Genomic DNA, 20,274 nt, shown 5'->3' with positions numbered 1-20,274 from the left:
GGCGGCCACGGGGGCCGCCTTTTCAAATCGCGTATCGCTTGCGCGGCTTACTCCGCCGCCAGCTTCACTTCCGGTGCGGCGGCGCGGACTTCGGCGTCGACCTGCGCTTCGAACTTGGAGAAGTTCTTCTGGAACATGCCGACCAGCGCACGCGCGGTCTTGTCGAACTCGACCTTGTCGGCCCAGGTCTTGATCGGATCGAGGATGTGCGGCTCGACGCCCGGCAGCGAGGTCGGCACCGCGAAGCCGAAATACTTGTCGGTGCGGAAGTCGGCGTTGCGGAGCGAGCCGTTCAGCGCCGCGGTGAGCAGCGCGCGGGTCACCTTGATCGGCATGCGACGGCCGGTGCCGTATTTGCCGCCGGTCCAGCCGGTGTTGACCAGCCAGCAATCGACATTGTGCTTGGCGATCAGCTCGCGCAGCATATTGCCGTAGACCGACGGATCGCGCGGCAGGAACGGCGAACCGAAGCAGGTGGAGAATTCCGGCTGCGGCTCGTTGCCAAGGCCGCGCTCGGTGCCGGCGACCTTCGCGGTGTAGCCGGACAGGAAGTGATACATCGCCTGCGCCGGCGTCAGCTTGGCGATCGGCGGCATCACGCCGAAGGCGTCGGCGGCGAGCATCACGACGTTCTTCGGATGCGGCGCGCAGCCGGTGCGCGAGGCGTTCGGGATGAAATCGAGCGGATAGGCCGAGCGGGTGTTCTCGGTCTTCGAGCCATCGTCGAAATCGGGCACGCGATCATTGGCGCCGAGCACGACGTTTTCCAGCACCGCGCCGAAGCGCTTGCTGGCGGCGTAGATTTCCGGCTCGGCTTCGCCGGACAGCTTGATGCACTTGGCGTAGCAGCCGCCTTCGAAATTGAAGACGCCGTCCTCGCTCCAGCCATGCTCGTCATCGCCGATCAGCGTGCGCTTGGGATCGGCCGAGAGCGTGGTCTTGCCGGTGCCGGACAGGCCGAAGAAGATCGCGGTGTCGCCGTCGGCGCCGACATTGGCCGAGCAGTGCATCGGCATCACGCCCTTCTCGGGCAGATAGAAGTTCAGCGTGGTGAACACGCTCTTCTTCATCTCGCCCGCATATTGCGAGCCGCCGATCAGGACGATCTTGCGGGCGAAATCGATCGCGACGACGTTCTCCGACTTGCAGCCGTGACGCTTCGGATCGGCGCGGAAGCTCGGCAGGTCGATGATCGTGAGTTCGGGCACGAAGCTCGCGAGCTCCGACGCCTCGGGGCGAATGAGAAGCGTGCGGATGAACAGCGAGTGCCAGGCAAGCTCGGTGAAGACGCGGGTCTTGATGCGATGCTTCGGATCGGCGCCGCCGTAGAGGTCCTGCGCGAACAGCGTCATGCCTTCGGCATGCTTGAGGAAGTCGGCATGAAGCGCAGCGAACTGCTCCGAGGTGATCGACTGGTTGCCGGCCCACCACATGCTCTTGTCGGTCAGGCCGTCGCGGACCGTGAACTTGTCCTTCGGACTGCGGCCGGTGAACTCACCGGTATCCGCGCAAAGCGCGCCATCGGCCGACAGCACCGCTTCGCCATTACGCAGCGAATGCTCGTAAAGCTGAGGCGCGCCATAATTCCAATGCACGCTCTTGAGATTTTTTAAGCCGAATTTGTCGGCGCCGAAGGCACCGTTATGCACGCCCGTCTCTTGCACGAAGAACCTCCTCGAACCCGCGTATCCTTGTTCGCGCGAATATCGCTAGTCGCGCCCCGCCGCGGTGACCGTGATCAGAATATAGCCTCTCGGCTTCGGTCCGGCGACCTAATAGTGGGGATCGCCGGGCTTGCCAAGCCAATCGAACGGCTTTTGGCTGATTCCAAGGCAGGCCCATCATCTGGCGCAAATACCGCAGCGCGAAACCCTTTCGTCTTGCTTTCGTTTTCTCGTTGTTTTGCCAGCAGTCGGGCGACGTTTCGTCGCCTTTCCCGCCGCGCACGGAGCTTTGCGATGCACAAAAAGTGCCAGCCGGCGGGCGGCGCCTTCGCCGATCGAGGCGAACGGCGCGGAGAATGCCGGGTATGCATTTCGCGCTGAGGATGTGTCGTTGAGATGAGCCGCCGCGCATTGACGCAGCGCTGCAGAGCCGAGCATGACCACCATCGTGTTGCACGCGGCACCACCTGATCGGCATTGAGCTGGCAGATGAGAGCTGCTGACGAGCAGCTTCGATTGCGCTCAACACGCCTTCGTCGAAGCCCGACTGTATCAATGCTCAACTGCGGTGAATGTTCCGCAACGCGTGGCTTTCGGCGGCGAGACGGTCGCTGACCTGGCCAGCGATGGTAACGCAATCAGCGCGGTCGCATGCGGGCGTCATAGCGGTCGACATCGCGATCCGGATGATTTTCCGAGGCAGCCGCGCCGGACATTCTTGCACGCACATCGAGCCGACGGGCGATGACGAGACGCGCTGGCGCGAAATGATCGCGCTGTCAAACCTTGCGCAAACAGCAAGCGACGCGCGGTTGAAGGACAGCTCGCCTCGACGACCGCGCAATCGCGCCGCCGCGGCCGTGCGACACCATGCCTCGCCACGGCCGCAGCACCGCCGTGCGGACAGGTGGTTTTCCCCTATCGCTTCCTATTCCTTGGCGCGCGCCTCGCCGGCGAGCCGCACCAGCATCTTGCGCAGCTCGGTGCCGGTGGTGACGCGCTCGGGGAAATCCAGCCGCAGCGTGTCGCGGCCGGCCTGCATGTCCATGCCGTCGGGGTCGCAGCCGGTGCAGAGCCATTCGGCACTTTCCGCACCGAGCAGCCGCGTGGCGTAGAGGTTCATGGCCTCGCGGTGATCCTCGTTCATATGCGCCACCGCGCCGGGCTCGGCTTCGAGCAGCTCCTCGGCGCCCCCGAGATCGGTCAGGAATTGCGCGGGTTTGAGGTCGACGATGCGGCCGAACCCGGCGACCAGATGGGCACCGCTCGGCTTGATCCGGAAGAACGAAAAATCCTTAAATTCCACAAAGGCTTCCGCTGACGGATGGGCACCGAGATAGCGCCCGCGGACGAGCTCCCGCCCGGCCTCGGCGACCTCCTCCGCCTGACCGGCCAGCATGATCCTGGCGCCCTCCAGCGGATCGCCCTCGGCGCGCTCGTCCAGCATCAGCGACACCCGGTGATCGGCCAGGATGTTCTTGGTATGCAGCGCCAGCCGGGAAATCAGCAGGATCGGCGAGCCGTCGGGATGGCTGGCCAGATTGACCAGCGAGCAATAGGGATCGCCGGTGCCGGCCATCAACGTGGCGAGGGCGCCCTGGCGGCTGCGGTGGAGCAGCGAGCGGGCAAGGTGGGCAGGATCGAAGTCGGCGGTCGGTTGCATGGGCCTATCGGGTCATTTTATGGACGAATCGGGCGGGTTCCCTATGAAAAAAGGGCCTTTTCTCATGGTCCAAGGGTGCTATATGGGGACCCATCGCGTGGGTCGCAGAAGCGGATTTTTGCGGAACTCGGTCACACTTCAGCCCAGCTTGCATTGCTCGTTGACCGCGTTCGAAGCCCAATTCTACGGCGCGTCGCCAGAGTGCCCGCCGTCTAAGCCACTCTCATTGTGAAAGCAGCACATGCCCACAATCGCCCTGGTCGACGACGACCGCAACATTCTCACTTCGGTTTCGATCGCGCTCGAAGCCGAAGGCTATCGCATCATGACCTACACGGACGGTGCGTCGGCGCTGGATGGGTTTCGCACGTCGCCGCCCGATCTTGCGATCCTCGATATCAAGATGCCGCGCATGGACGGCATGGAAACGCTGCGCCGGCTGCGCCAGAAGTCCGACCTGCCGGTGATCTTCCTCACCTCGAAGGATGAGGAGATCGACGAATTGTTCGGCCTGAAAATGGGCGCCGACGATTTCATCCGCAAGCCGTTCTCGCAGCGCCTGTTGGTCGAGCGGGTCAAGGCCGTGCTCCGCCGCGGCCAGCCGAAGGATCCGACCGCCGCGCCGAAGGAGCCCGACGCCCGCGCACTCGACCGCGGCCTGCTGCGGATGGATCCGGAGCGCCACACCTGCACCTGGAAGAACGAGCCGGTGACGCTCACCGTGACCGAATTCCTGATCCTGCAGGCGCTCGCCACCCGCCCCGGCGTCGTGAAGAGCCGCAACGCGCTGATGGACGCGGCCTATGACGACCAGGTCTATGTCGACGATCGCACCATCGACAGCCACATCAAGCGGCTGCGCAAGAAGTTCAAGGTGGTCGACGACGACTTCGAGATGATCGAGACGCTGTACGGCGTCGGCTATCGCTTCAAGGAAGCCTGATCTGCACTTCCGGAGCGGCTTGTTAACTGACAGGCTCCGCACGGCTGGGGTAAGCTCGGGCGATTGTCTGCTTCGCGGGACGACATCCATACCAACCGGCAGCTTTGCCAGTGCTTGATCGAACGCAGCTCGAGCAAGGCCAAAACACCGAGGACGCGTCGCAGCTCCTCGATCAGGAGGCCGTGGCCGACGAATTGGCGCAGGACAAGGGCTGGCGCCGTCCGCTCGGCTGGCTGCGCCGCGCCGGCCAGTTCTTCTTCGCGCTGTCGTTCTCGAGCCTGACGCGCCGCATCGTCTCGCTCAACCTTGCCGGCCTCGTCGCGCTGGTCGCCAGCATCCTCTATCTGTCGCAGTTCCGCGCCGGCCTGATCGAGGCGCGCACGCAGAGCCTCCTGGTCTATGCCGAGATCATCTCTGAGGCGATCGCGGCGTCGGCGACCGTCGAAGGCAATACCGTCACCATCGATCCCGACCGCCTGCTCGACCTCAAGCCCGGCGAAAGTTATGGCCAGCCGGATGAATCGGCGGACTTCCCGATCAATCCCGAGCGGGTCGCGCCGGTCCTGCGCCGCCTGATCGCACCGACCAAGACGCGGGCCCGCATCTTCGACCGCGACGGCGGGCTGATCCTCGACAGCCGCAATCTGTTCGCGCGCGGCGACGTGCTGCGCATGGAGCTGCCGCCGCCGTCGGAGAAGCCGTCGCTGTATGAGAAGACCAAGGCCACGATTAAGACCTGGCTCAACCGCGGCGACCTGCCGATCTACCGCGAGCTCGGTCCCGAAGGCGGCAAGGGCTATTCCGAAGTCGCGCAATCGCTCGAGGGCATGAAGGGCAGCGCGGTGCGCGTCACCGAACGCGGCGCGATCATCGTGTCGGTTGCGGTCCCGGTGCAGCATTTTCGCGCCGTGCGCGGCGCGTTGATGCTGACCACCCAGGGCGACGACATCGACCAGCTGGTGATGTCCGAGCGCCTCGCCATCCTCAAGATCGGCGGGGTCGCCTCCGCCGTCATGATCATGCTGTCGCTGCTGTTGGCGAGCACGATCGCAGGCCCGGTGCGGCGGCTCGCCGACGGCGCCGAGCGCGTCCGCCACCGCATCCAGACCCGCGTCGAGATTCCCGACTTCACGGGGCGCCGCGACGAGATCGGCCATCTCTCCGGCGCGCTGCGCGACATGACCAACGCGCTCTACAGCCGCATCGAGGCGATCGAGATGTTCGCCGCCGACGTCGCCCATGAGCTGAAGAACCCGCTGACCTCGCTGCGCTCCGCGGTCGAGACGCTGCCTTTGGCGCGTAACGAGAACAGCCGCGCGCGGCTGCTCGCCGTGATCGAGCATGACGTCAGGCGGCTCGACCGCCTGATCTCCGATATCTCCGACGCCAGCCGGCTCGATGCCGAATTGCAGCGCCAGGACATGGCGCCGGTCGATCTGCGGCGGCTGCTGACGACGCTGACCGGCGTCGCCAACGAGACAAGGCTCGGCCACGACGTCGCCGTCGAAGCCCGCTTCGAGGGCCGCGGACCGACCGATACGCTGTCGGTGCCCGGCCATGATTCACGGCTCGGCCAGGTGATCTCGAACCTGCTGTCGAACGCGCAATCATTCTCCAAGCCGGGCGACAAGGTGCGCATCGTCTGCCGCCGCAGCCGCGGCGAGGTCGAGATCGTGGTCGACGATGACGGGCCCGGCATCGGCGAGGACGCGCTGGAGCGGATCTTCGAGCGCTTCTACACCGACCGGCCGCACCAGGGTTTTGGCCAGAACTCCGGCCTCGGGCTTTCGATCTCCAAGCAGATCATCGAAGCACATGGCGGACGCATCTGGGCCGAGAACCGCTTTGGCCCTGCGGACGCAGACGGCAAGCCCACCGTCGCCGGCGCGCGTTTCGTGGTCAGGCTGCCAACACTATGAGCGACAATTCGAGCGTGCACGCATCCGCCGTTCTGGTCGGCGAGCGTGCGGTGCTGATCCGCGGCCCGTCGGGCGCCGGCAAGTCGCGTCTCGCCTTCGACCTGATTCTCGCCGGGCGCACCGGAGCGCTTCCGCCGGCCATTTTGGTGGGGGATGACCGTGTCCATCTCGACACAGCCGGCGAACAATTGTGGGTTCGTCCGGTTCAGCAATTGGCCGGTCTGATCGAGATCCGAGGCCTCGGAATCCGCCATTGTCCGTTCGCAGGCGAGGCCGTGGTGGGGCTGATCGTCGACCTCGCCGCTGACGACGCCGAGCGGCTGCCGTCGCCCGAAGCGCTCACGATTCGCCTTAATGGTGTTTCAATACCGCGAATTCCCGTCGGCATCGGCTTCCAACCCCTGCCGCTGGTTGTCGCTGCGCTGACGACAACCTGAAAGTTCATGTTCCCGTAATCTTGCGGCCAATTGTGGGAAGGGAATTGGTAACCATATCACATCCACTATCGCGTCGGATTTTGCCGGCGCAGCCTCCCCTCTCTACCGCCAGGAACCGGGAGACTAGCCAAGATGCCCTCTTGCGCAGGGCCTCTGGATGGTCAAAGTGGCGCGTTCGTGCGGTGCACCAAAGGGCGCCCGCGAGGAGTTTCCGATGATTGGTCTAGTGCTGGTGACCCATGGGCGCCTTGCCGACGAGTTCAGAGCGGCGCTCGAACACGTCATGGGTCCGCAGAAACAAATTGAAGCGATTACGATCGGGGCCGAGGACGATTCCGATCTCTGTCGAAGCGACATCATCGAGGCGGTGAACCGCGTCGATAGCGGCGACGGCGTTGCGATTCTCACCGACATGTTTGGCGGCACGCCGTCCAACCTTGCGATCTCCTGCATGAGCCGCCCGAAGGTGGAAGTGCTCGCAGGCATCAACCTTCCCATGCTGGTCAAGCTTGCCAAGGTTCGCGAGGAGCGTTCGCTGCCCGACGCGATCGCGATGGCCCAGGAAGCCGGCCGCAAATACGTGACCATCGCCAGCCGCGTTCTCGCAGGCAAATGAGCGACGAGGCTCCGGGCGGAAATCAGATCGGCCCGGGCGTGCCAGCGGGCGCCATTTCCCGCGAGCTGCTGATCGTCAACAAGCGCGGCCTGCATGCGCGGGCATCGGCCAAGTTCGTCCAGTTGGTCGAGCGCTTCAACGCCGAGATCTGGGTCACCCGCGGCACCGAGACCGTCGGCGGCACCTCGATCATGGGCCTGATGATGCTCGCCGCCGGGCCCGGCACCACGGTCGTGGTCTCAGCAAAGGGCGAGGAAGCGCAGCAAGCACTCGACGCCATCGCCGAACTCGTCGCCAGCAAGTTCAACGAGGAAGGCACGTAAGTGCAGTCATCCTCTCCCGCCGCGGAAGCGGTCCGCTCCCTCGCCCCGCCCTTGCGGGGAGAGGGTTGGGGTGAGGGGCTCTAACCACCATGGCAGTCTATCGATAGACCTGTACCCCCTCACCCGGATCGCATCATTCGATGCGATCCGACCTCTCCCCGCAAGCGGGGCGAGGTAAAAGGAAACTACTTCGCCGGCGGCACCAGATAGACCTTCCACACCGTCGACGGACCGGGATGGCCGTTGAAGAAGCGCATGGTGGTCATCACCAGCGGCTCGGCATCCTTGGCGTGCTCCGCCATCCACGCCTCACAGGGCTTCAGGAACACCGGATCGGTGGTGTCGCAGACGCCGATGAAGCCGAGACGCTTGGCTTCGTCGAGCGACGTCAGCCCCGACGACCAGGCTTCGCCCGGCACCAGCGATGCCGGATGATCCGGACTGTAGAACGTCATCGGCTCGCCGATATCGGACCGCGCGACGACCACGGCCCAGCGCGAATGGAATCTGTCCTGCCAGGTCTGGGTGAGTTCGCGCGCGAGCTCGGAGCGCGCGGCATAGGTCGAGCCGCCGATATGGTTGGACGCGATCTCCTGCGTCGCGATGCTGGGCGCGGCGATCAGCGTGACAACCGTGGCCACGAACCAGATCGCGGTGATCGAGAACAGCGCCATGCGCGGAAAGCGGAGCGAGGGGATCGCGACCAGCGCAAGCGGCACCAGGAAGAACAGCGGGATGCCCCAATCGGTCTTGATATAGACGGTGAATGCCAGCGCGCCGAGCGGCGGCCCGATCGCGACGATCAGCTGGATGATCCAGACGTTGAGCGCCTGCGGAAGGTTGACGGCCGGATTGGGTCCGCGCGACCAGATCCGCGCCAGCACGTCCGACGGACGCCACGGCACCGAGCCCAGCAGCAGCGCCACAAGGCCCAGCACGACGGGAATCGCGAGCAGCCCGACATTGTGCACGACATAGCCGATCACGAGCTGCACATTGAGTGCGCGGCTCGACAGCGCGTAGACGTCACCGGCATAGGTGAACGGCACGAAGTCCACCTCCTCCAGCCACACCAGATGCGGAATCATCGCCACCGCCATCGTGCCGATCGCAACCCATGGCGCCGGCGAGCGCAGGAATTGCGTCCGTTGCGGATGGATCAGCGCGGCGAGCCCGACCGCGCCGATCATCGTCACCACCCAGTACTTGGTCATCAGCGCCAGCATGCCGGCAAAGCCGAGCCAGAGACCCGATTTGAAGCTGCGCTTCTCGAACGCGTTCAGATAGGCCAGCACCAGCAGCGGCAGCGGCACCAGCTGCGCGAGATCGGCGTTGTATTTGAAGCCCTTGAAATTGAAGATCGGGTAGAGCGCGAGCATCACCACCATGAAGAACGCGCGGCGGCGATCGACGACGCGCAGCGCGATCAGCCAGCACACCACCAGCGCGAAGCTGACCGTCGTCATCGCAAGCGCATAGGTCGACCAGTTGGTAACGGGAAAAATCCTGAACCAGACCCCGGCGATCCAGCCCGACAGCGGCGGGTGCTTGCCGTAGCCAAGCAGGAAGCGCTGGCCCCATGCATAGGCTTCCGCAACATCCATATGGATGTCCTGCGCGGCCTTGAGCTTGACCAGGATCAGCGTCCACAGCACCGCATGAACCAGCGCGAAGCCGATCACGAACCACAGGCTGGTCCTGGAATCGGTGGCGCGCGAGGCGATCCAGGCGGCGATCCGCCGGATCGTCAGCTTGCGGTTGGTGCGCCGGGCGGCGGGGAGCGTGGAGGCGGTCGACATGGCCTGTGCCTGAGGCATGCCCCGGAAAAGTGGAAAGCGGTTTCCCGGAAGGATCATGCCCGAATGGAAGCGGAAACGCAGATGGTGCTCATCTGCATTTCAGCGCGCTTTAGCGCGTTTTTGTGGCCAGTGAAATCAGCTTGGCGTGAGAACGCCTCCAGCCAGCGGATTCACTTTCCGGGAAGTCCGGCCGGGACTCGAGATGCATGGTATCGTAGTGACACCGCTTGCCGCCCCAGATGAAGCCGTGGCGCGCGAAGATGTCGACGATCTCGCGCGGCATCCGGTTCTTGCAGGGGATGTCTTGCCCTTGCCGGCCACAGCCGATCATTCGAAACTTTCAGGTTGAGGTCGATGGCGGCGGCGTCGCCATGCATGCTCATCCGCCCGGTGCCGGCAAGGCGAAAGACGATTTTCGGGCCGAAAGACCTGGCAGGAACATGCCCGGAAATCGGTCACGGCAACCCTGCCGGAAACGGCGCCGTGATTCGCCGTCACACCCCTGCGAAATACCGCAATTTGGTTGCCCGCGCGGGGGTGCGGATGCTATCCCGCGCCCATGACAACTGCCCCGATTTCGAACATCCGCAACTTCTCCATCGTCGCCCATATCGACCATGGCAAATCGACCCTTGCCGACCGCCTGATCCAGATGACGGGCGGCCTGTCGGATCGTGAAATGGCGGGCAAGGAGCAGGTGCTCGATTCGATGGATATCGAGCGCGAGCGCGGCATCACCATCAAGGCGCAGACCGTCCGGCTGAACTACCGCGCCAAGGACGGCAAGAATTACATCTTCAACCTGATGGACACGCCCGGCCATGTCGACTTCGCCTACGAGGTCTCGCGGTCGCTGGCAGCCTGCGAGGGTTCCCTGCTCGTGGTCGACGCCAGCCAGGGCGTCGAGGCGCAGACGCTCGCCAATGTCTATCAGGCGCTCGACAACAATCACGAGATCGTGCCGGTCCTGAACAAGGTCGATCTGCCCGCCGCCGAGCCCGAGAAGGTCAAGCAGCAGATCGAGGACGTGATCGGCATCGATGCGTCCGACGCCGTGATGATCTCGGCCAAGACCGGCGTCGGCGTACCCGACGTGCTGGAAGCGATCGTCACCCGCCTGCCGCCGCCGAAGGGCGACCGCGACGCGACCCTGAAGGCGCTGCTGGTCGACAGCTGGTACGACGTCTATCTCGGCGTGGTCGTGCTGATCCGCGTCGTCGACGGCGTGATGAAGAAAGGGAGCCGCATCCGCATGATGGGCACCGGCGCCGCCTACGACATCGAGCGCGTCGGCTTCTTCACGCCGAAGATGGAGCAGGTCGAGGAGCTCGGCCCTGGCGAGATCGGCTTCATCACCGCGGCGATCAAGGAAGTCGCCGACACCCGCGTCGGCGACACCATCACCGATGACAGGAAGCCGATCAGCGAGATGCTGCCGGGCTTCAAGCCGGCGATTCCGGTCGTGTTCTGCGGCCTGTTCCCGGTCGACGCCAACGACTTCGAAACGCTCCGCGCGGCGATGGGCAAGCTGCGGCTGAACGACGCCAGCTTCTCCTACGAGATGGAAACCTCCGCCGCGCTCGGCTTCGGCTTCCGCTGCGGCTTCCTCGGCCTGCTGCACCTGGAAATCATCCAGGAGCGGCTGTCGCGCGAATTCGACCTCAATCTGATCGCGACCGCGCCGAGCGTGATCTACAAGATGAAGCTGACCGACGGCACCGAGCTCGAGATACACAACCCGGTCGACATGCCCGACGTGGTCAAGATCGCCGAGATCGAGGAGCCGTGGATCGAGGCCACGATCCTCACCCCCGACGAGTATCTCGGCAGCGTGCTGAAGCTGTGCCAGGACCGCCGCGGCTCGCAGAAGGAGCTCACTTATGTCGGCTCCCGCGCGATGGTGAAATACGACCTGCCGCTCAACGAAGTGGTGTTCGACTTCTACGATCGCCTGAAGTCGGTCTCCAAGGGCTACGCCTCGTTCGACTATCATCTGACCGACTACAAGCCGGCCGACCTGGTCAAGATGCAGATCCTGGTCAACGCCGAGCCGGTCGACGCGCTGTCGATGCTGGTGCATCGCACCCGCGCCGAGGGCCGCGGCCGCGCCATGGTCGAGAAGATGAAGGAGTTGATCCCGCCGCACATGTTCCAGATCCCGATCCAGGCGGCGATCGGCGGCAAGGTGATCGCGCGCGAAACCGTCCGCGCACTGCGCAAGGACGTGACCGCGAAGTGCTACGGCGGCGACATCACGCGCAAACGCAAGCTTCTGGAGAAGCAGAAGGAAGGCAAGAAGAAGATGCGGCAGTTCGGCAAGGTCGACATCCCGCAGGAAGCCTTCATCGCCGCGCTCAAGGTGGATAGCTGAGGCGGCGCCGCCGGCGCGACTGTTGCGCATTCTTGTCCCAGCAACAAAACGCACCATGATTTGAATCGCCACTGCATCGCGCTCCGACTAGAGTGCGATCATGTTGCGCATCCTCTCCTTCTCGATCGTCATCCTCGCACTGCTGCAGCCGGACCTGAGCTCGGCCGCTTCCTCGAAGAAGCGGCATGGCAGCACTCGCTGGCATGGCTATGGCTTCCTGCCCGGCTACCGGCAGCCGCCGAACCAAACCATTCCGGTGTTCGGCCCGCGCGGCGCCGCGCGCGGCTACCCGGACTATTCGCCGCAATATTGGTATGGCGGGGATTGGTACTATTTCGGCCGCCCCGGATTCTATCGCGGCCGCTACAATGGCGGCAGCTTTGGTCCGTGCTGGACCTGGACGCCGATCGGGCGGGCCTGGCAGTGCGGGTAGAGCGTTTTCGAGCGAAGTGGCTCCCGGTTCGCGTGAAGAAAACGCGTCAAAGCAAGAATCTAGAGCCCCGTTCCGATTCTATCGGAACGGAAAAGGCTCTAGCCGCGCCTCGCTGCGACATCTTGCGCACGCAACTCACAATCCGCTGATCCCGGAATGCGAGGCATGTTGCCCGTCATGTTGCCCCTGGACCTCGGATAGGCCACCATCTTCCCTGCGCGCACCACAACAACAACAGCGCCGGGGAAACGCATGAGCAAGGCCGCTCGGTTCGATTATGGCTGGGTCGTCGTCGGCGCGGGCGCGCTGATGACCTGCGTCGGCTTCGGCACCATGCTGTCGCTCGCGGTGTTCCTGCAACCGATCTCGGATGCGATGGGCTGGTCGCGCGCCGGCATCTCGGCGGCGGCGACGCTGGATTTCCTCTGCATGGGTTTTGCGGCGTTCGCCTGGGGCGCGCTGTCCGACCGCTTCGGCACCCGCGTCGTGGTGCTGGCGGGCAGCCTGCTGCTCGGGCTTGGCCTCGTGACGGCAAGCCAGGCGCAGAGCCTGTGGCAATTCCAGCTGTGCTTCGGCGTGCTGATCGGGATCGCGGCCGGCAGCTTCTATGCGCCGATGATGGCGCTCGCCAGTGCCTGGATCGACAAGCATCGCAGCCTCGCCGTCGCGCTGGTGTCGGCCGGCATGGGCGTGTCGCCGCTGACCGTCGCGCCGTCGGCAAGCTGGCTGATCACGGCCTATGACTGGCGCTTCGCGATGCTCGTGATCGGCATCGCCGCATGGGCGCTCTTGATCCCCGCGTCGTTCCTGGTGCGCCCGGCGCCGCAGGGAACGGATGTCGCAATCCCGACCGCCGCGAACGCGCCGCAAACCGAATGGACCGCAGCGCAGGCGCTGCGCACGCCGCAATTCATCACGCTGGCGCTGGCGCATTTCGCCTGCTGCGCGGCGCATTCCGGGCCGATCTTCCACATGGTGTCCTACGCCATGGTCTGCGGCATCGCGCCGCTCACCGCGGTCACGGTCTACAGCCTCGCCGGCTTCTCCGGGCTCGGCGGCCGGCTGCTGCTCGGCGTGCTCGCCGACCGGCTCGGCGCCAAGCCGGTGCTGGTCGGCGGTCTCCTGGTGCAGGCATTGTCGATCGCGACTTATCTCGCGGTCGCGCAGCTCGGCGAATTCTACGCGCTGTCTGTCGTGTTCGGCCTCGCCTATGGCGGCGTGATGCCGCTCTACGCCGTGCTGGTGCGCGAGTTCTTCGGCGCGCGCATCATGGGCACGGTGTTCGGCGCGGTGTCGGCCTTTGCGAGCCTCGGCATGGCGCTCGGGCCGTGGGCCGGCGGTTACGTGTTCGACACGTTCCACGGCTATACGTGGCTGCACGCCGGTTCCTTCGCGATCGGTCTCGCCGCGGTTGCGGTGGCGTTGAGTTTTTCGACCAAGCGCCAGCCGTCGCTCGATCTCGGCCGCGCTGCCGCCTGAGCGCGGCGGCGTTCATCGTTCGCGCGCGCCGGTGATGGATGGCTGATCTGCATCGGCGCTGCCCCGCCTTGCCCTCCTTTCCCGGATGCGTCACCATTACGCACCCGCCCAACAAGAATGACAGAAGGCGCCGAGGACACGCATGAACAAGCCGCAGGGATTCGACCTTGTCGAGCGGGCGCGCGCGCTGGCGCCGCTGATCACAAGCGAAGCCGACGAGATCGAACGGACGCGGCGGCTGACGCCATCCGTCACCGCGGCCTTGGTCGAGAACGGACTCTATCGCGCGCTGCTGCCGAAGCGTTTTGGCGGCGCCGAGGCGACGCTGGACGCGTTCATGCAGATGCAGGAGGAGATCGCCATGGCCGATGCATCCACGGCGTGGTGCCTCGGCCAGTGCAGCGTCTGCGCCATGACCGCGGCCTATCTCGAGCCCGACGCGGCCCACGAGATCTTCAACACCGCACCCGGCATCCTCGCCTGGGGCGCGATCGCCCATGAGGTCCGTGCCGAGCCCGGCGGCTACCGCGCCAGCGCGCGCTGGGATTTTGCCTCGGGCTCGCGGCAGGCGAGCTGGCTCGGCGCCCATGTCCGTGTCGTCGAAGCCGACGGCTCGCCGCGCCGGAAGGCCGACGGCGCGCCGGAGATCCGCACCATCCTGTTCCCGATGTCGCAGGCTACGATGTACGACGTCTGGGACGTGATCGGCCTCAAAGGCACCGGCACCGATTCCTATTCGGTCGACAATCTCTTCATTCCGGAAAAGTTCGCCGCGCTGCGCGACGATCCCAGTGCGTGCCGCGAGCCGGGTCCGCTCTACAAGCTCTCCACCAACATGGTGTTCAGCATGGGCTTTGCCGCCACCTCGCTCGGCGTCGCGCGCGCCATGCTGGATGCGGCGACCGAGCTTGCCCGCGGCAAGACCCCGCAAGGTCTCAAGGCGATGCGCGACAACAATGCCGTGCAGGGCCAGATCGGCCGCACCGAGGCGAGCCTGCGCGCCGCGCGCGCCTATCTGTACGCGACGGCCCACGACGTCTGGAGCGATCTCGTCCGCGGCGATCCCATCACCGAGGCGCATCGCGTCGCAATCCGCATCGCCTCGACCTGGACCATCCACCAGTCCGCCGCGGTGGTCGACATCGCCTATCACATGTCGGGAGCAACCGCGGTGTTCGCCAAGAACCCGTTCGAGCGGCGCTTTCGCGACATGCACGCGATCGCGCAGCAAATCCAGGCCCGCGACACGCAGTATGAGGACGCCGGCAAGGCGATCCTGGCGGGCAATCTCGGCGCTCCGCCGACGACGCGATGAAGTCAGATTGAACCAGGGCGTGTACCCGTAAATCCGCCATGTCGGTTCTACTTCCCTAAAACCTGATATCTCCGGGTGACCACGGCACGTCGGTTTTGGGCCAACAGTGGGCATGACGCCTGGCGGCCCTCGCAATCTAAATTTCTGTCCCCGACTGTGCAAAAAGGATTCTGTCGACTGCCCGAATTTTTCAGCGGTGCGATAGCGCATTGAGCTCGCAGGGGGCAGCCGTCGCGCTTGGTACAGCCAAAATTCGCAATCTTGGTGCTGTTTTATGAGCCGGCGCAGCGCATCTATTCGTTGGCATTAAGCAACCGAACTGCCTTGGCAGTTGTTGGAAAGTCGGCGCGTCCGCCCGCTCTGCAGCAGTTCCACCAAGAGGCAAGGAGTATTCCCATGAAGGCGATCGTTGTAACGGACCAAGCCGCGGGAACGGCCGGGATGAAGCTGGTGGACCGGCCCGAGCCGCAGGCAGCGATAAACGACGTCGTCGTTCAGGTTTATGCGTCGAGATTTGTCCCGACTGAGCTGGCGTGGCCCTCGACCTGGACCGATCGCCTCGATCGTGACCGAACACCGTCGATCCCGGGGCACGAGCTGGCCGGAGTGGTCACCGCTCTCGGATATGGCACTACAAGGCTGTCGGTGGGACAGCGGGTGTTCGGTCTAGCGGACTGGTATCGCGACGGCACGCTGGCCGAGTATGTGGCGATCGAGGCACGCAACCTCGCGCCGCTTCCGGGCGACGTCGACTTCACAACGGGCGCAAGCCTTCCGGTCTCGGGCCTGACGGCATGGCAAGGGCTATTCCAGCACGGCCGCCTCCAGGCGGGGCAGAGCGTCCTCGCACACGGCGCGGCCGGCGCAGTCGGGTCGATGGTGACGCAACTCGCACGAGAGGCCGGCGCGTATGTCATCGGCTCCGGGCGGTCCGCCGACCGTCAGACTGTGCTCGACTTCGGCGCGCAGGAGTTCGTCGATCTCGACAACGACGTCCTTGAGGACGTCGGTAAAGTCGATCTGGTGTTCGACGTCATTGGCGGTGAAATCCAGAAGCGGTCGGTAAAACTGATTCAAGGCGGAGGAACACTGGTGACGGTCGTTGGGCCGGCCGAGGCGCGACCCTCCGACGGCCTGGCGGTCGACTTCGTCGTCGAGTCCGATCGTTCCCAACTGACTGAGATCGTCCAGCGGGTGCGGGACGGACGCCTGCGGACGAACATCGGCAACATCTCGACTCTCGACGAGGCCGTCGCCTCCTTAAATCCGACCGCGCGAAGCAAAGGGAGTACGATCATCCGCGTTCGCCCCTGAGCGACACATGCCTATTGATGCGCGCAGCTGGCCGGCCCTGTCAGGCCAGACGTTGAACAGTACGAAAGTAGCACCGGCGACACCGGTCTCGGCACGAATACCGGCGGCGCAACATCCGGTTGTTAAGCTTTTTCTGGGAATTTGCGGACGGCGCTAATGCCTGGAGTTCCGCTGGTCCCATGTTCACGCTTCGATCGATTGCCGCCCGCCTCATTCTGGCGATTTCGCTGACTGTCGCGGTCGCCTGCGCCATCCTCGGCGGCTTCTCCATCAGCCAGCAGCGGGCGCTGACGCGGCTCGCGCTCGATCAGCAGCTCAAGCTGCAATATGACAGCGTGATTGCAGCCATCGACTACGAGGGGCGCGCCGCGCTCGCGGTCTCGGCTGTCATCGCCGCTCTGCCGCCGGTCGAGGATGCCATCGCCAAGGGCGACCGCGACGGCCTCGGAAGGCTGCTCGGCGCCTCCTGGGCGTCGATGAAGGCGCAGGGCATCCCGCTGATCTCGTTCTGGCAGCCCCCGGCGACCAGCTTCTACCGGGTCCACGCGCCGAAGACTTTCGGCGACGACGCCTCGACGCGGCGCACGACGGTGGTGGAATCGAACAGGACCGGCAAGCCGATCGTCGGCGTCGAGCCCGGCCGCGAAGCGCTTTCGATCTTCGGCATGACCCCGATCATGCACGAGGGCAAGACGCTGGCCAATGTCGACGTCGGCGCCGCCTTCGGCAAGGAATTCGTCGACCGCGCCAAGAAGCGCTTCGGCATCGACCTCGCGGTGCATTCCTTCGACGGCCAGAGCTTCAAGCGGCTGTCCTCGACCTTCGGCGACACCGCGGTCGCGACCCAGGACGAGCTCAAGCGGGTCATGAACGGTTCGGCGCTGCTGCGCGACGCCGTTCTCGACGGCCATGCGGTGGAGCTCTATCTCGGCCAGATCAAGAACTATGCCGGCGAGCCGGTCGCCGTGCTCGAGATCGTCAAGGACACCAGCGACTATGAAGCCGCCGCGGCGAGCGCGCAGCGCAATCTGATCCTCGGCACGGTCGCGATCCTGGCCGCAGCCGTGCTGCTCGCGTTCCTGCTCGGCCGCGGCCTGTCACGGCCGCTCACCGCGATCACCGCCGTCATGAACCGCCTGTCCAGCGGCGACACCAGCGTCACGATTCCCGGCAGCGAGCGCCGCGACGAGCTCGGCACGATGGCGAAGGCGGTCGACGTGTTCCGCCGCAGCATGGTCGAAACCTCCTCGCTGCGCGAGGCGCAGGAGGCCGACAAGGTGAAGGCGGAGGCCGACAAGCAGCAATTGCAGCGGCAGATGGCCGACCGTTTCGAAGCCGACGTCAAGGGCATGGTCGCCGCCGTCGCACGGTCCTCGGGCGACATGCAGCGCGTCGCCAACGAGATCACGGCCAGCGTCAACGGCGCCTCCGAACGGACCTCGGCGGCAGCCGCCGCGTCCGAGGAAGCCTCCGCCAGCGTCAACGCGGTCGCCGCCGCAACCGAAGAGCTGGCGTCGTCGATCACCGAGATCGGCCGCCAGGTCACCCATTCCAGCCGCGTCGCCGACAGCGCCGTGACCAAGGCCATGGAGACCACCGAGATGGTGACGAGCCTTGCCGCATCGGCGGAGAAGATCGGCGACGTGCTGCGCCTGATCAGCGCGATCGCGAGCCAGACCAATCTGCTGGCCCTCAACGCCACCATCGAGGCCGCGCGCGCCGGCGAGGCCGGTCGCGGCTTTGCCGTGGTCGCCGCCGAGGTCAAGGACCTGGCGAGCCAGACCGCGAAGGCGACCGAGGAGATCGCCGGCCAGGTCGGCGCGATCCAGTCCGCCACCGGCAACTGCGTCAGCGCGATCGGCGACATCAGCGGCACCATCCGCGAGATCTCGGGTATCGCCACCGCGATCGCGGCCGCCGTCGAGCAGCAGGACTCGGCGACGCGGGAGATTGCCCGCAGCGTGCAGCAGGCGTCCACCGGGACCGTCGAGGTCTCCGCCAATATCGCGGGCGCGAGCGAGGCCGCCGGCCAGTCGCGGGCCCTCACCGGCAATGTGCTGGATACGTCCGGCCAGCTCGGCGATCACGCTGCCGCGCTGTCGCACAGCGTCGACACCTTCCTCGCCGGACTGCGCAACGCGGCCTGATCTTGCCTTGTCATAGGCACAATACCCGTCATCCGTCACCCCCGCGCAAAGGCTTCGCCTTTGTCGCTGGAGGTTGCCGCTTCTTCAGCGACCCTCGAAGGGTCGACGGCCACCGGCGGGGCCGATCCATCCTTCGAGACGCCGCTACGCGGCTCCTCAGGATGACGGGACAGAAAGCATACGCCTCGGAGCTATGACGCAGCAGGACCAGGCCGCGATCATGGCCACGGCAAAATGGACGGCGGAGCGGATCGATCCGTCTTGTCCGGCGCGGACCCTGACCGCCCCCCAATCGCGCATGAACGGCATCTTCAGCAGTCCGCGCAGCGACTGCTTCTCGGGATCATCAAAGCCGTCGAGGCCATAGCGCAGCTCCGCGAAGCGCGGAGACCGCGATTATAGGTGCCGCCGAGCCGGTCCCAGATCGAGAGCAGGTTGGAATAATTGCTGTCGGTCTCCGGCTGATGACGCGAATGATGCATCTTGTGCATGTTCGGCGTCACGAAGACGAGCCGCAGCCAGCGGTCGAGCCGCTCGGCAGGCGGATATTGGCGTGCTCGAACTGGGCGTTCAGCGCCGACAGCGTCAGATAGCTGACCAGCACCCAGGCCGGCGTTCCGAACACCACCACGCCGGCGATGTGCCAACCGATCCGCCACAGCGTCTCGCCGGGATGTTCGCGGAACGCAGTCGTGACGTCGACGAAGCGGTCGGCATGGTGCATGCGATGGAAGCGCCACATCCAGCCGAGCTTGTGCATGGAGACGTGGGCGAAATAGGCGAACAGGTCGAGCCCCACGATCCCAAGCAGCAGCTGGCTCGGGGGTGACAGGCCGAGCCACCAGGACAGGCCGAATTTCGCATCCAGCGTCCATTGCGCGGCCAGCGGCGACAGCGGGCTGAGCAGCAGGTTCACGCCGACGAATATCACGGTGATGGCGGCGTTACGGCCGATATTGCGCAGCCGGTCGCTGCGGCCACAGCTGAACAGCGGAAACGCAGCCTCGAACAGCAGCACGATGGCGAACGACGCGAGCAGGAACGCGATGCGCGCGCCGGTCGACGGTAGCTCGACGTGAGCAATCTCAGCCGCGCCCGGATGCCACAGAAGCTTTGCAAAGCCGATCATGCCGAAGTCTCCTCTTTACAAAACGAATATTCGTTCTTTATAATGACAACGAATGATCGTCAAGCCGGCCGCATCGGCCGGCTGCGATCTGACAAGGACCCGACAATGCCGAAGGTGAAACCCGAAACGCTGGCGATCCGCCGCGAGGAGATCCTGCAGGCGGCAGAAATCTGCTTTGCCCGCCAGGGATTTCACCAGACCACGATCCAGGACGTGATCAAGCAGTCCGGGCTCAGCGCCGGCTGCATCTATGGGCATTTCACCGGCAAGGTGGAGCTGATCCAGGCGATCGGCGAAAGCCGCCATGGCCGCGACAGCGCGCTGCTGGCGCTCAAGGATCCATCGGACGATGTGTTGCAGAGCCTTCGGTCGATCGCCCGCGCCTTTCTCGGCGACCTGCAGAAGGAAGAAGGCCTGCGCACCCGCCGCGTCGCGTTGCAGCTCTGGGCGGAGGCACTGCGCGACGACGTGGTTCGCCACCAGGTGGTGAGCGGTATCCGTCAGCCGATCGCCCTGATCGTGGACCTGCTGCGGCGCGGCCAGAAGAGCGGCGCGATCGATCCTCACGTGCAGCCGCGCGGTGCGGCGCGGGCGATGGTCGCGATGTTCCAGGGCATCGTGCTGCAACGGCTGTGGGGCGAGACCGTCTCGACCGCGGAGGCGATGCACGCCTTCGACATCTTCCTCGCCGGCCTTGCCGCCAGGCGCTGACGGGGGATGCG

Annotated in this window: 18 protein-coding genes; 12 read left to right on the top strand and 6 right to left on the bottom strand. The window is 65.2% G+C overall.

Going from position 1 to position 20,274, the window contains the following annotated elements:
* Positions 1-47: 47 nt before the first annotated feature.
* Entirely contained in the window at positions 48-1,664 is a 1,617-nt protein-coding gene (locus tag ACE10X_RS04455) for a phosphoenolpyruvate carboxykinase (protein WP_038385011.1), read from the bottom strand.
* A 928-nt stretch (positions 1,665-2,592) separates the two neighbouring features.
* On the bottom strand, positions 2,593-3,327 hold the full coding sequence (locus ACE10X_RS04450; protein WP_038385012.1) for a HugZ family protein: 735 nt from the start codon (positions 3,325-3,327) through the stop codon (positions 2,593-2,595).
* 241 nt (positions 3,328-3,568) lie between these two features.
* Here ACE10X_RS04450 and ACE10X_RS04445 point away from each other — a divergent pair, with 241 nt between their 5' ends.
* The 5 genes from ACE10X_RS04445 (at position 3,569) to ACE10X_RS04425 (ending at position 7,565) form a co-directional block, all read left to right on the top strand.
* On the top strand, positions 3,569-4,270 hold the full coding sequence (locus ACE10X_RS04445; RefSeq protein WP_016843287.1) for a response regulator transcription factor: 702 nt from the start codon (positions 3,569-3,571) through the stop codon (positions 4,268-4,270).
* Between the two features lie 110 nt (positions 4,271-4,380).
* A complete protein-coding gene (locus tag ACE10X_RS04440) occupies positions 4,381-6,189 on the top strand; it encodes a sensor histidine kinase (protein ID WP_038385013.1) in 1,809 nt (602 codons plus the stop codon).
* A complete protein-coding gene (locus tag ACE10X_RS04435; RefSeq protein ID WP_028340461.1) occupies positions 6,186-6,626 on the top strand; it encodes an HPr kinase/phosphorylase in 441 nt (146 codons plus the stop codon). The genes ACE10X_RS04440 and ACE10X_RS04435 overlap by 4 nt, the downstream gene beginning before the upstream one ends.
* Before the next feature lie 214 nt (positions 6,627-6,840).
* Positions 6,841-7,242, top strand: a complete 402-nt coding sequence (locus ACE10X_RS04430) for a PTS sugar transporter subunit IIA (RefSeq protein ID WP_021076632.1) — start codon at positions 6,841-6,843, stop codon at positions 7,240-7,242.
* Complete coding sequence (locus ACE10X_RS04425; RefSeq protein WP_038385014.1) at positions 7,239-7,565, top strand: HPr family phosphocarrier protein; 327 nt, start codon at positions 7,239-7,241, stop codon at positions 7,563-7,565. Before ACE10X_RS04430 ends, ACE10X_RS04425 begins: the two co-directional genes overlap by 4 nt.
* A gap of 185 nt (positions 7,566-7,750) precedes the next feature.
* Here the strand turns inward: ACE10X_RS04425 and ACE10X_RS04420 are convergent, their stop codons facing one another.
* Positions 7,751-9,364 (bottom strand): glycosyltransferase family 39 protein, encoded by a 1,614-nt coding sequence (locus ACE10X_RS04420; protein WP_038385015.1) that lies wholly within the window; start codon positions 9,362-9,364, stop codon positions 7,751-7,753.
* Between the two features lie 109 nt (positions 9,365-9,473).
* Positions 9,474-9,695 carry a M15 family metallopeptidase gene (locus ACE10X_RS04415; protein WP_244435808.1) on the bottom strand — a complete coding sequence of 74 codons (222 nt, stop codon included), beginning with the start codon at positions 9,693-9,695 and terminating at the stop codon, positions 9,474-9,476.
* 228 nt (positions 9,696-9,923) lie between these two features.
* Between ACE10X_RS04415 and lepA the strand changes: the two genes are divergently transcribed.
* The 6 genes from lepA to ACE10X_RS04385 all read left to right on the top strand — a co-directional run bounded on the left by lepA (position 9,924) and on the right by ACE10X_RS04385 (position 18,423).
* Positions 9,924-11,735 carry a translation elongation factor 4 gene (gene lepA, locus ACE10X_RS04410; RefSeq protein ID WP_038385016.1) on the top strand — a complete coding sequence of 604 codons (1,812 nt, stop codon included), beginning with the start codon at positions 9,924-9,926 and terminating at the stop codon, positions 11,733-11,735.
* A 100-nt stretch (positions 11,736-11,835) separates the two neighbouring features.
* Positions 11,836-12,168, top strand: coding sequence for a hypothetical protein (locus tag ACE10X_RS04405; RefSeq protein ID WP_304557457.1), 333 nt, complete (start codon positions 11,836-11,838; stop codon positions 12,166-12,168).
* A 252-nt stretch (positions 12,169-12,420) separates the two neighbouring features.
* A complete protein-coding gene (locus ACE10X_RS04400) occupies positions 12,421-13,647 on the top strand; it encodes an MFS transporter (protein WP_038385020.1) in 1,227 nt (408 codons plus the stop codon).
* 142 nt (positions 13,648-13,789) lie between these two features.
* The gene (locus ACE10X_RS04395; protein ID WP_375764050.1) at positions 13,790-14,962 is read left to right on the top strand and encodes an acyl-CoA dehydrogenase family protein; all 1,173 of its coding nucleotides are present in this window, start codon (positions 13,790-13,792) and stop codon (positions 14,960-14,962) included.
* 396 nt (positions 14,963-15,358) lie between these two features.
* Positions 15,359-16,276, top strand: a complete 918-nt coding sequence (locus ACE10X_RS04390) for an NADP-dependent oxidoreductase (RefSeq protein WP_038385029.1) — start codon at positions 15,359-15,361, stop codon at positions 16,274-16,276.
* Between the two features lie 179 nt (positions 16,277-16,455).
* Complete coding sequence (locus tag ACE10X_RS04385; protein WP_038385022.1) at positions 16,456-18,423, top strand: methyl-accepting chemotaxis protein; 1,968 nt, start codon at positions 16,456-16,458, stop codon at positions 18,421-18,423.
* 311 nt (positions 18,424-18,734) lie between these two features.
* Here ACE10X_RS04385 and ACE10X_RS04380 read toward each other — a convergent pair whose 3' ends face one another.
* Complete coding sequence (locus tag ACE10X_RS04380) at positions 18,735-18,905, bottom strand: sterol desaturase family protein (protein ID WP_276325858.1); 171 nt, start codon at positions 18,903-18,905, stop codon at positions 18,735-18,737.
* A 17-nt stretch (positions 18,906-18,922) separates the two neighbouring features.
* Positions 18,923-19,552 (bottom strand): sterol desaturase family protein, encoded by a 630-nt coding sequence (locus tag ACE10X_RS04375; protein WP_276325857.1) that lies wholly within the window; start codon positions 19,550-19,552, stop codon positions 18,923-18,925.
* Positions 19,553-19,657: 105 nt separating this feature from the next.
* Between ACE10X_RS04375 and ACE10X_RS04370 the strand changes: the two genes are divergently transcribed.
* A complete protein-coding gene (locus ACE10X_RS04370; RefSeq protein WP_038385030.1) occupies positions 19,658-20,263 on the top strand; it encodes a TetR/AcrR family transcriptional regulator in 606 nt (201 codons plus the stop codon).
* The last annotated feature ends 11 nt before the right edge of the window (positions 20,264-20,274 follow it).

The organism is Bradyrhizobium sp. Pha-3, from assembly GCF_042258325.1.
In the GTDB taxonomy this organism is placed as follows: domain Bacteria; phylum Pseudomonadota; class Alphaproteobacteria; order Rhizobiales; family Xanthobacteraceae; genus Bradyrhizobium; species Bradyrhizobium elkanii.
The sequence above is the reverse complement of the archived record's forward strand: the minus strand, read 5'-3'. Positions and strand labels throughout refer to the sequence as shown.

What these genes read in the sequence shown, in the direction of transcription:
- ACE10X_RS04450 (WP_038385012.1), bottom strand. Translation starts at nt 3,327, where the DNA reads ATGCAACCGACCGCCGACTTCGATCCTGCCCACCTTGCCCGCTCGCTG.
- ACE10X_RS04445 (WP_016843287.1), top strand. Translation starts at nt 3,569, where the DNA reads ATGCCCACAATCGCCCTGGTCGACGACGACCGCAACATTCTCACTTCG.
- ACE10X_RS04435 (WP_028340461.1), top strand. Translation starts at nt 6,186, where the DNA reads ATGAGCGACAATTCGAGCGTGCACGCATCCGCCGTTCTGGTCGGCGAG.
- ACE10X_RS04430 (WP_021076632.1), top strand. Translation starts at nt 6,841, where the DNA reads ATGATTGGTCTAGTGCTGGTGACCCATGGGCGCCTTGCCGACGAGTTC.
- ACE10X_RS04425 (WP_038385014.1), top strand. Translation starts at nt 7,239, where the DNA reads ATGAGCGACGAGGCTCCGGGCGGAAATCAGATCGGCCCGGGCGTGCCA.
- ACE10X_RS04420 (WP_038385015.1), bottom strand. Translation starts at nt 9,364, where the DNA reads ATGTCGACCGCCTCCACGCTCCCCGCCGCCCGGCGCACCAACCGCAAG.
- ACE10X_RS04415 (WP_244435808.1), bottom strand. Translation starts at nt 9,695, where the DNA reads ATGATCGGCTGTGGCCGGCAAGGGCAAGACATCCCCTGCAAGAACCGG.
- lepA (WP_038385016.1), top strand. Translation starts at nt 9,924, where the DNA reads ATGACAACTGCCCCGATTTCGAACATCCGCAACTTCTCCATCGTCGCC.
- ACE10X_RS04405 (WP_304557457.1), top strand. Translation starts at nt 11,836, where the DNA reads ATGTTGCGCATCCTCTCCTTCTCGATCGTCATCCTCGCACTGCTGCAG.
- ACE10X_RS04400 (WP_038385020.1), top strand. Translation starts at nt 12,421, where the DNA reads ATGAGCAAGGCCGCTCGGTTCGATTATGGCTGGGTCGTCGTCGGCGCG.
- ACE10X_RS04395 (WP_375764050.1), top strand. Translation starts at nt 13,790, where the DNA reads ATGAACAAGCCGCAGGGATTCGACCTTGTCGAGCGGGCGCGCGCGCTG.
- ACE10X_RS04390 (WP_038385029.1), top strand. Translation starts at nt 15,359, where the DNA reads ATGAAGGCGATCGTTGTAACGGACCAAGCCGCGGGAACGGCCGGGATG.
- ACE10X_RS04385 (WP_038385022.1), top strand. Translation starts at nt 16,456, where the DNA reads ATGTTCACGCTTCGATCGATTGCCGCCCGCCTCATTCTGGCGATTTCG.
- ACE10X_RS04380 (WP_276325858.1), bottom strand. Translation starts at nt 18,905, where the DNA reads ATGCATCATTCGCGTCATCAGCCGGAGACCGACAGCAATTATTCCAAC.
- ACE10X_RS04375 (WP_276325857.1), bottom strand. Translation starts at nt 19,552, where the DNA reads ATGATCGGCTTTGCAAAGCTTCTGTGGCATCCGGGCGCGGCTGAGATT.
- ACE10X_RS04370 (WP_038385030.1), top strand. Translation starts at nt 19,658, where the DNA reads ATGCCGAAGGTGAAACCCGAAACGCTGGCGATCCGCCGCGAGGAGATC.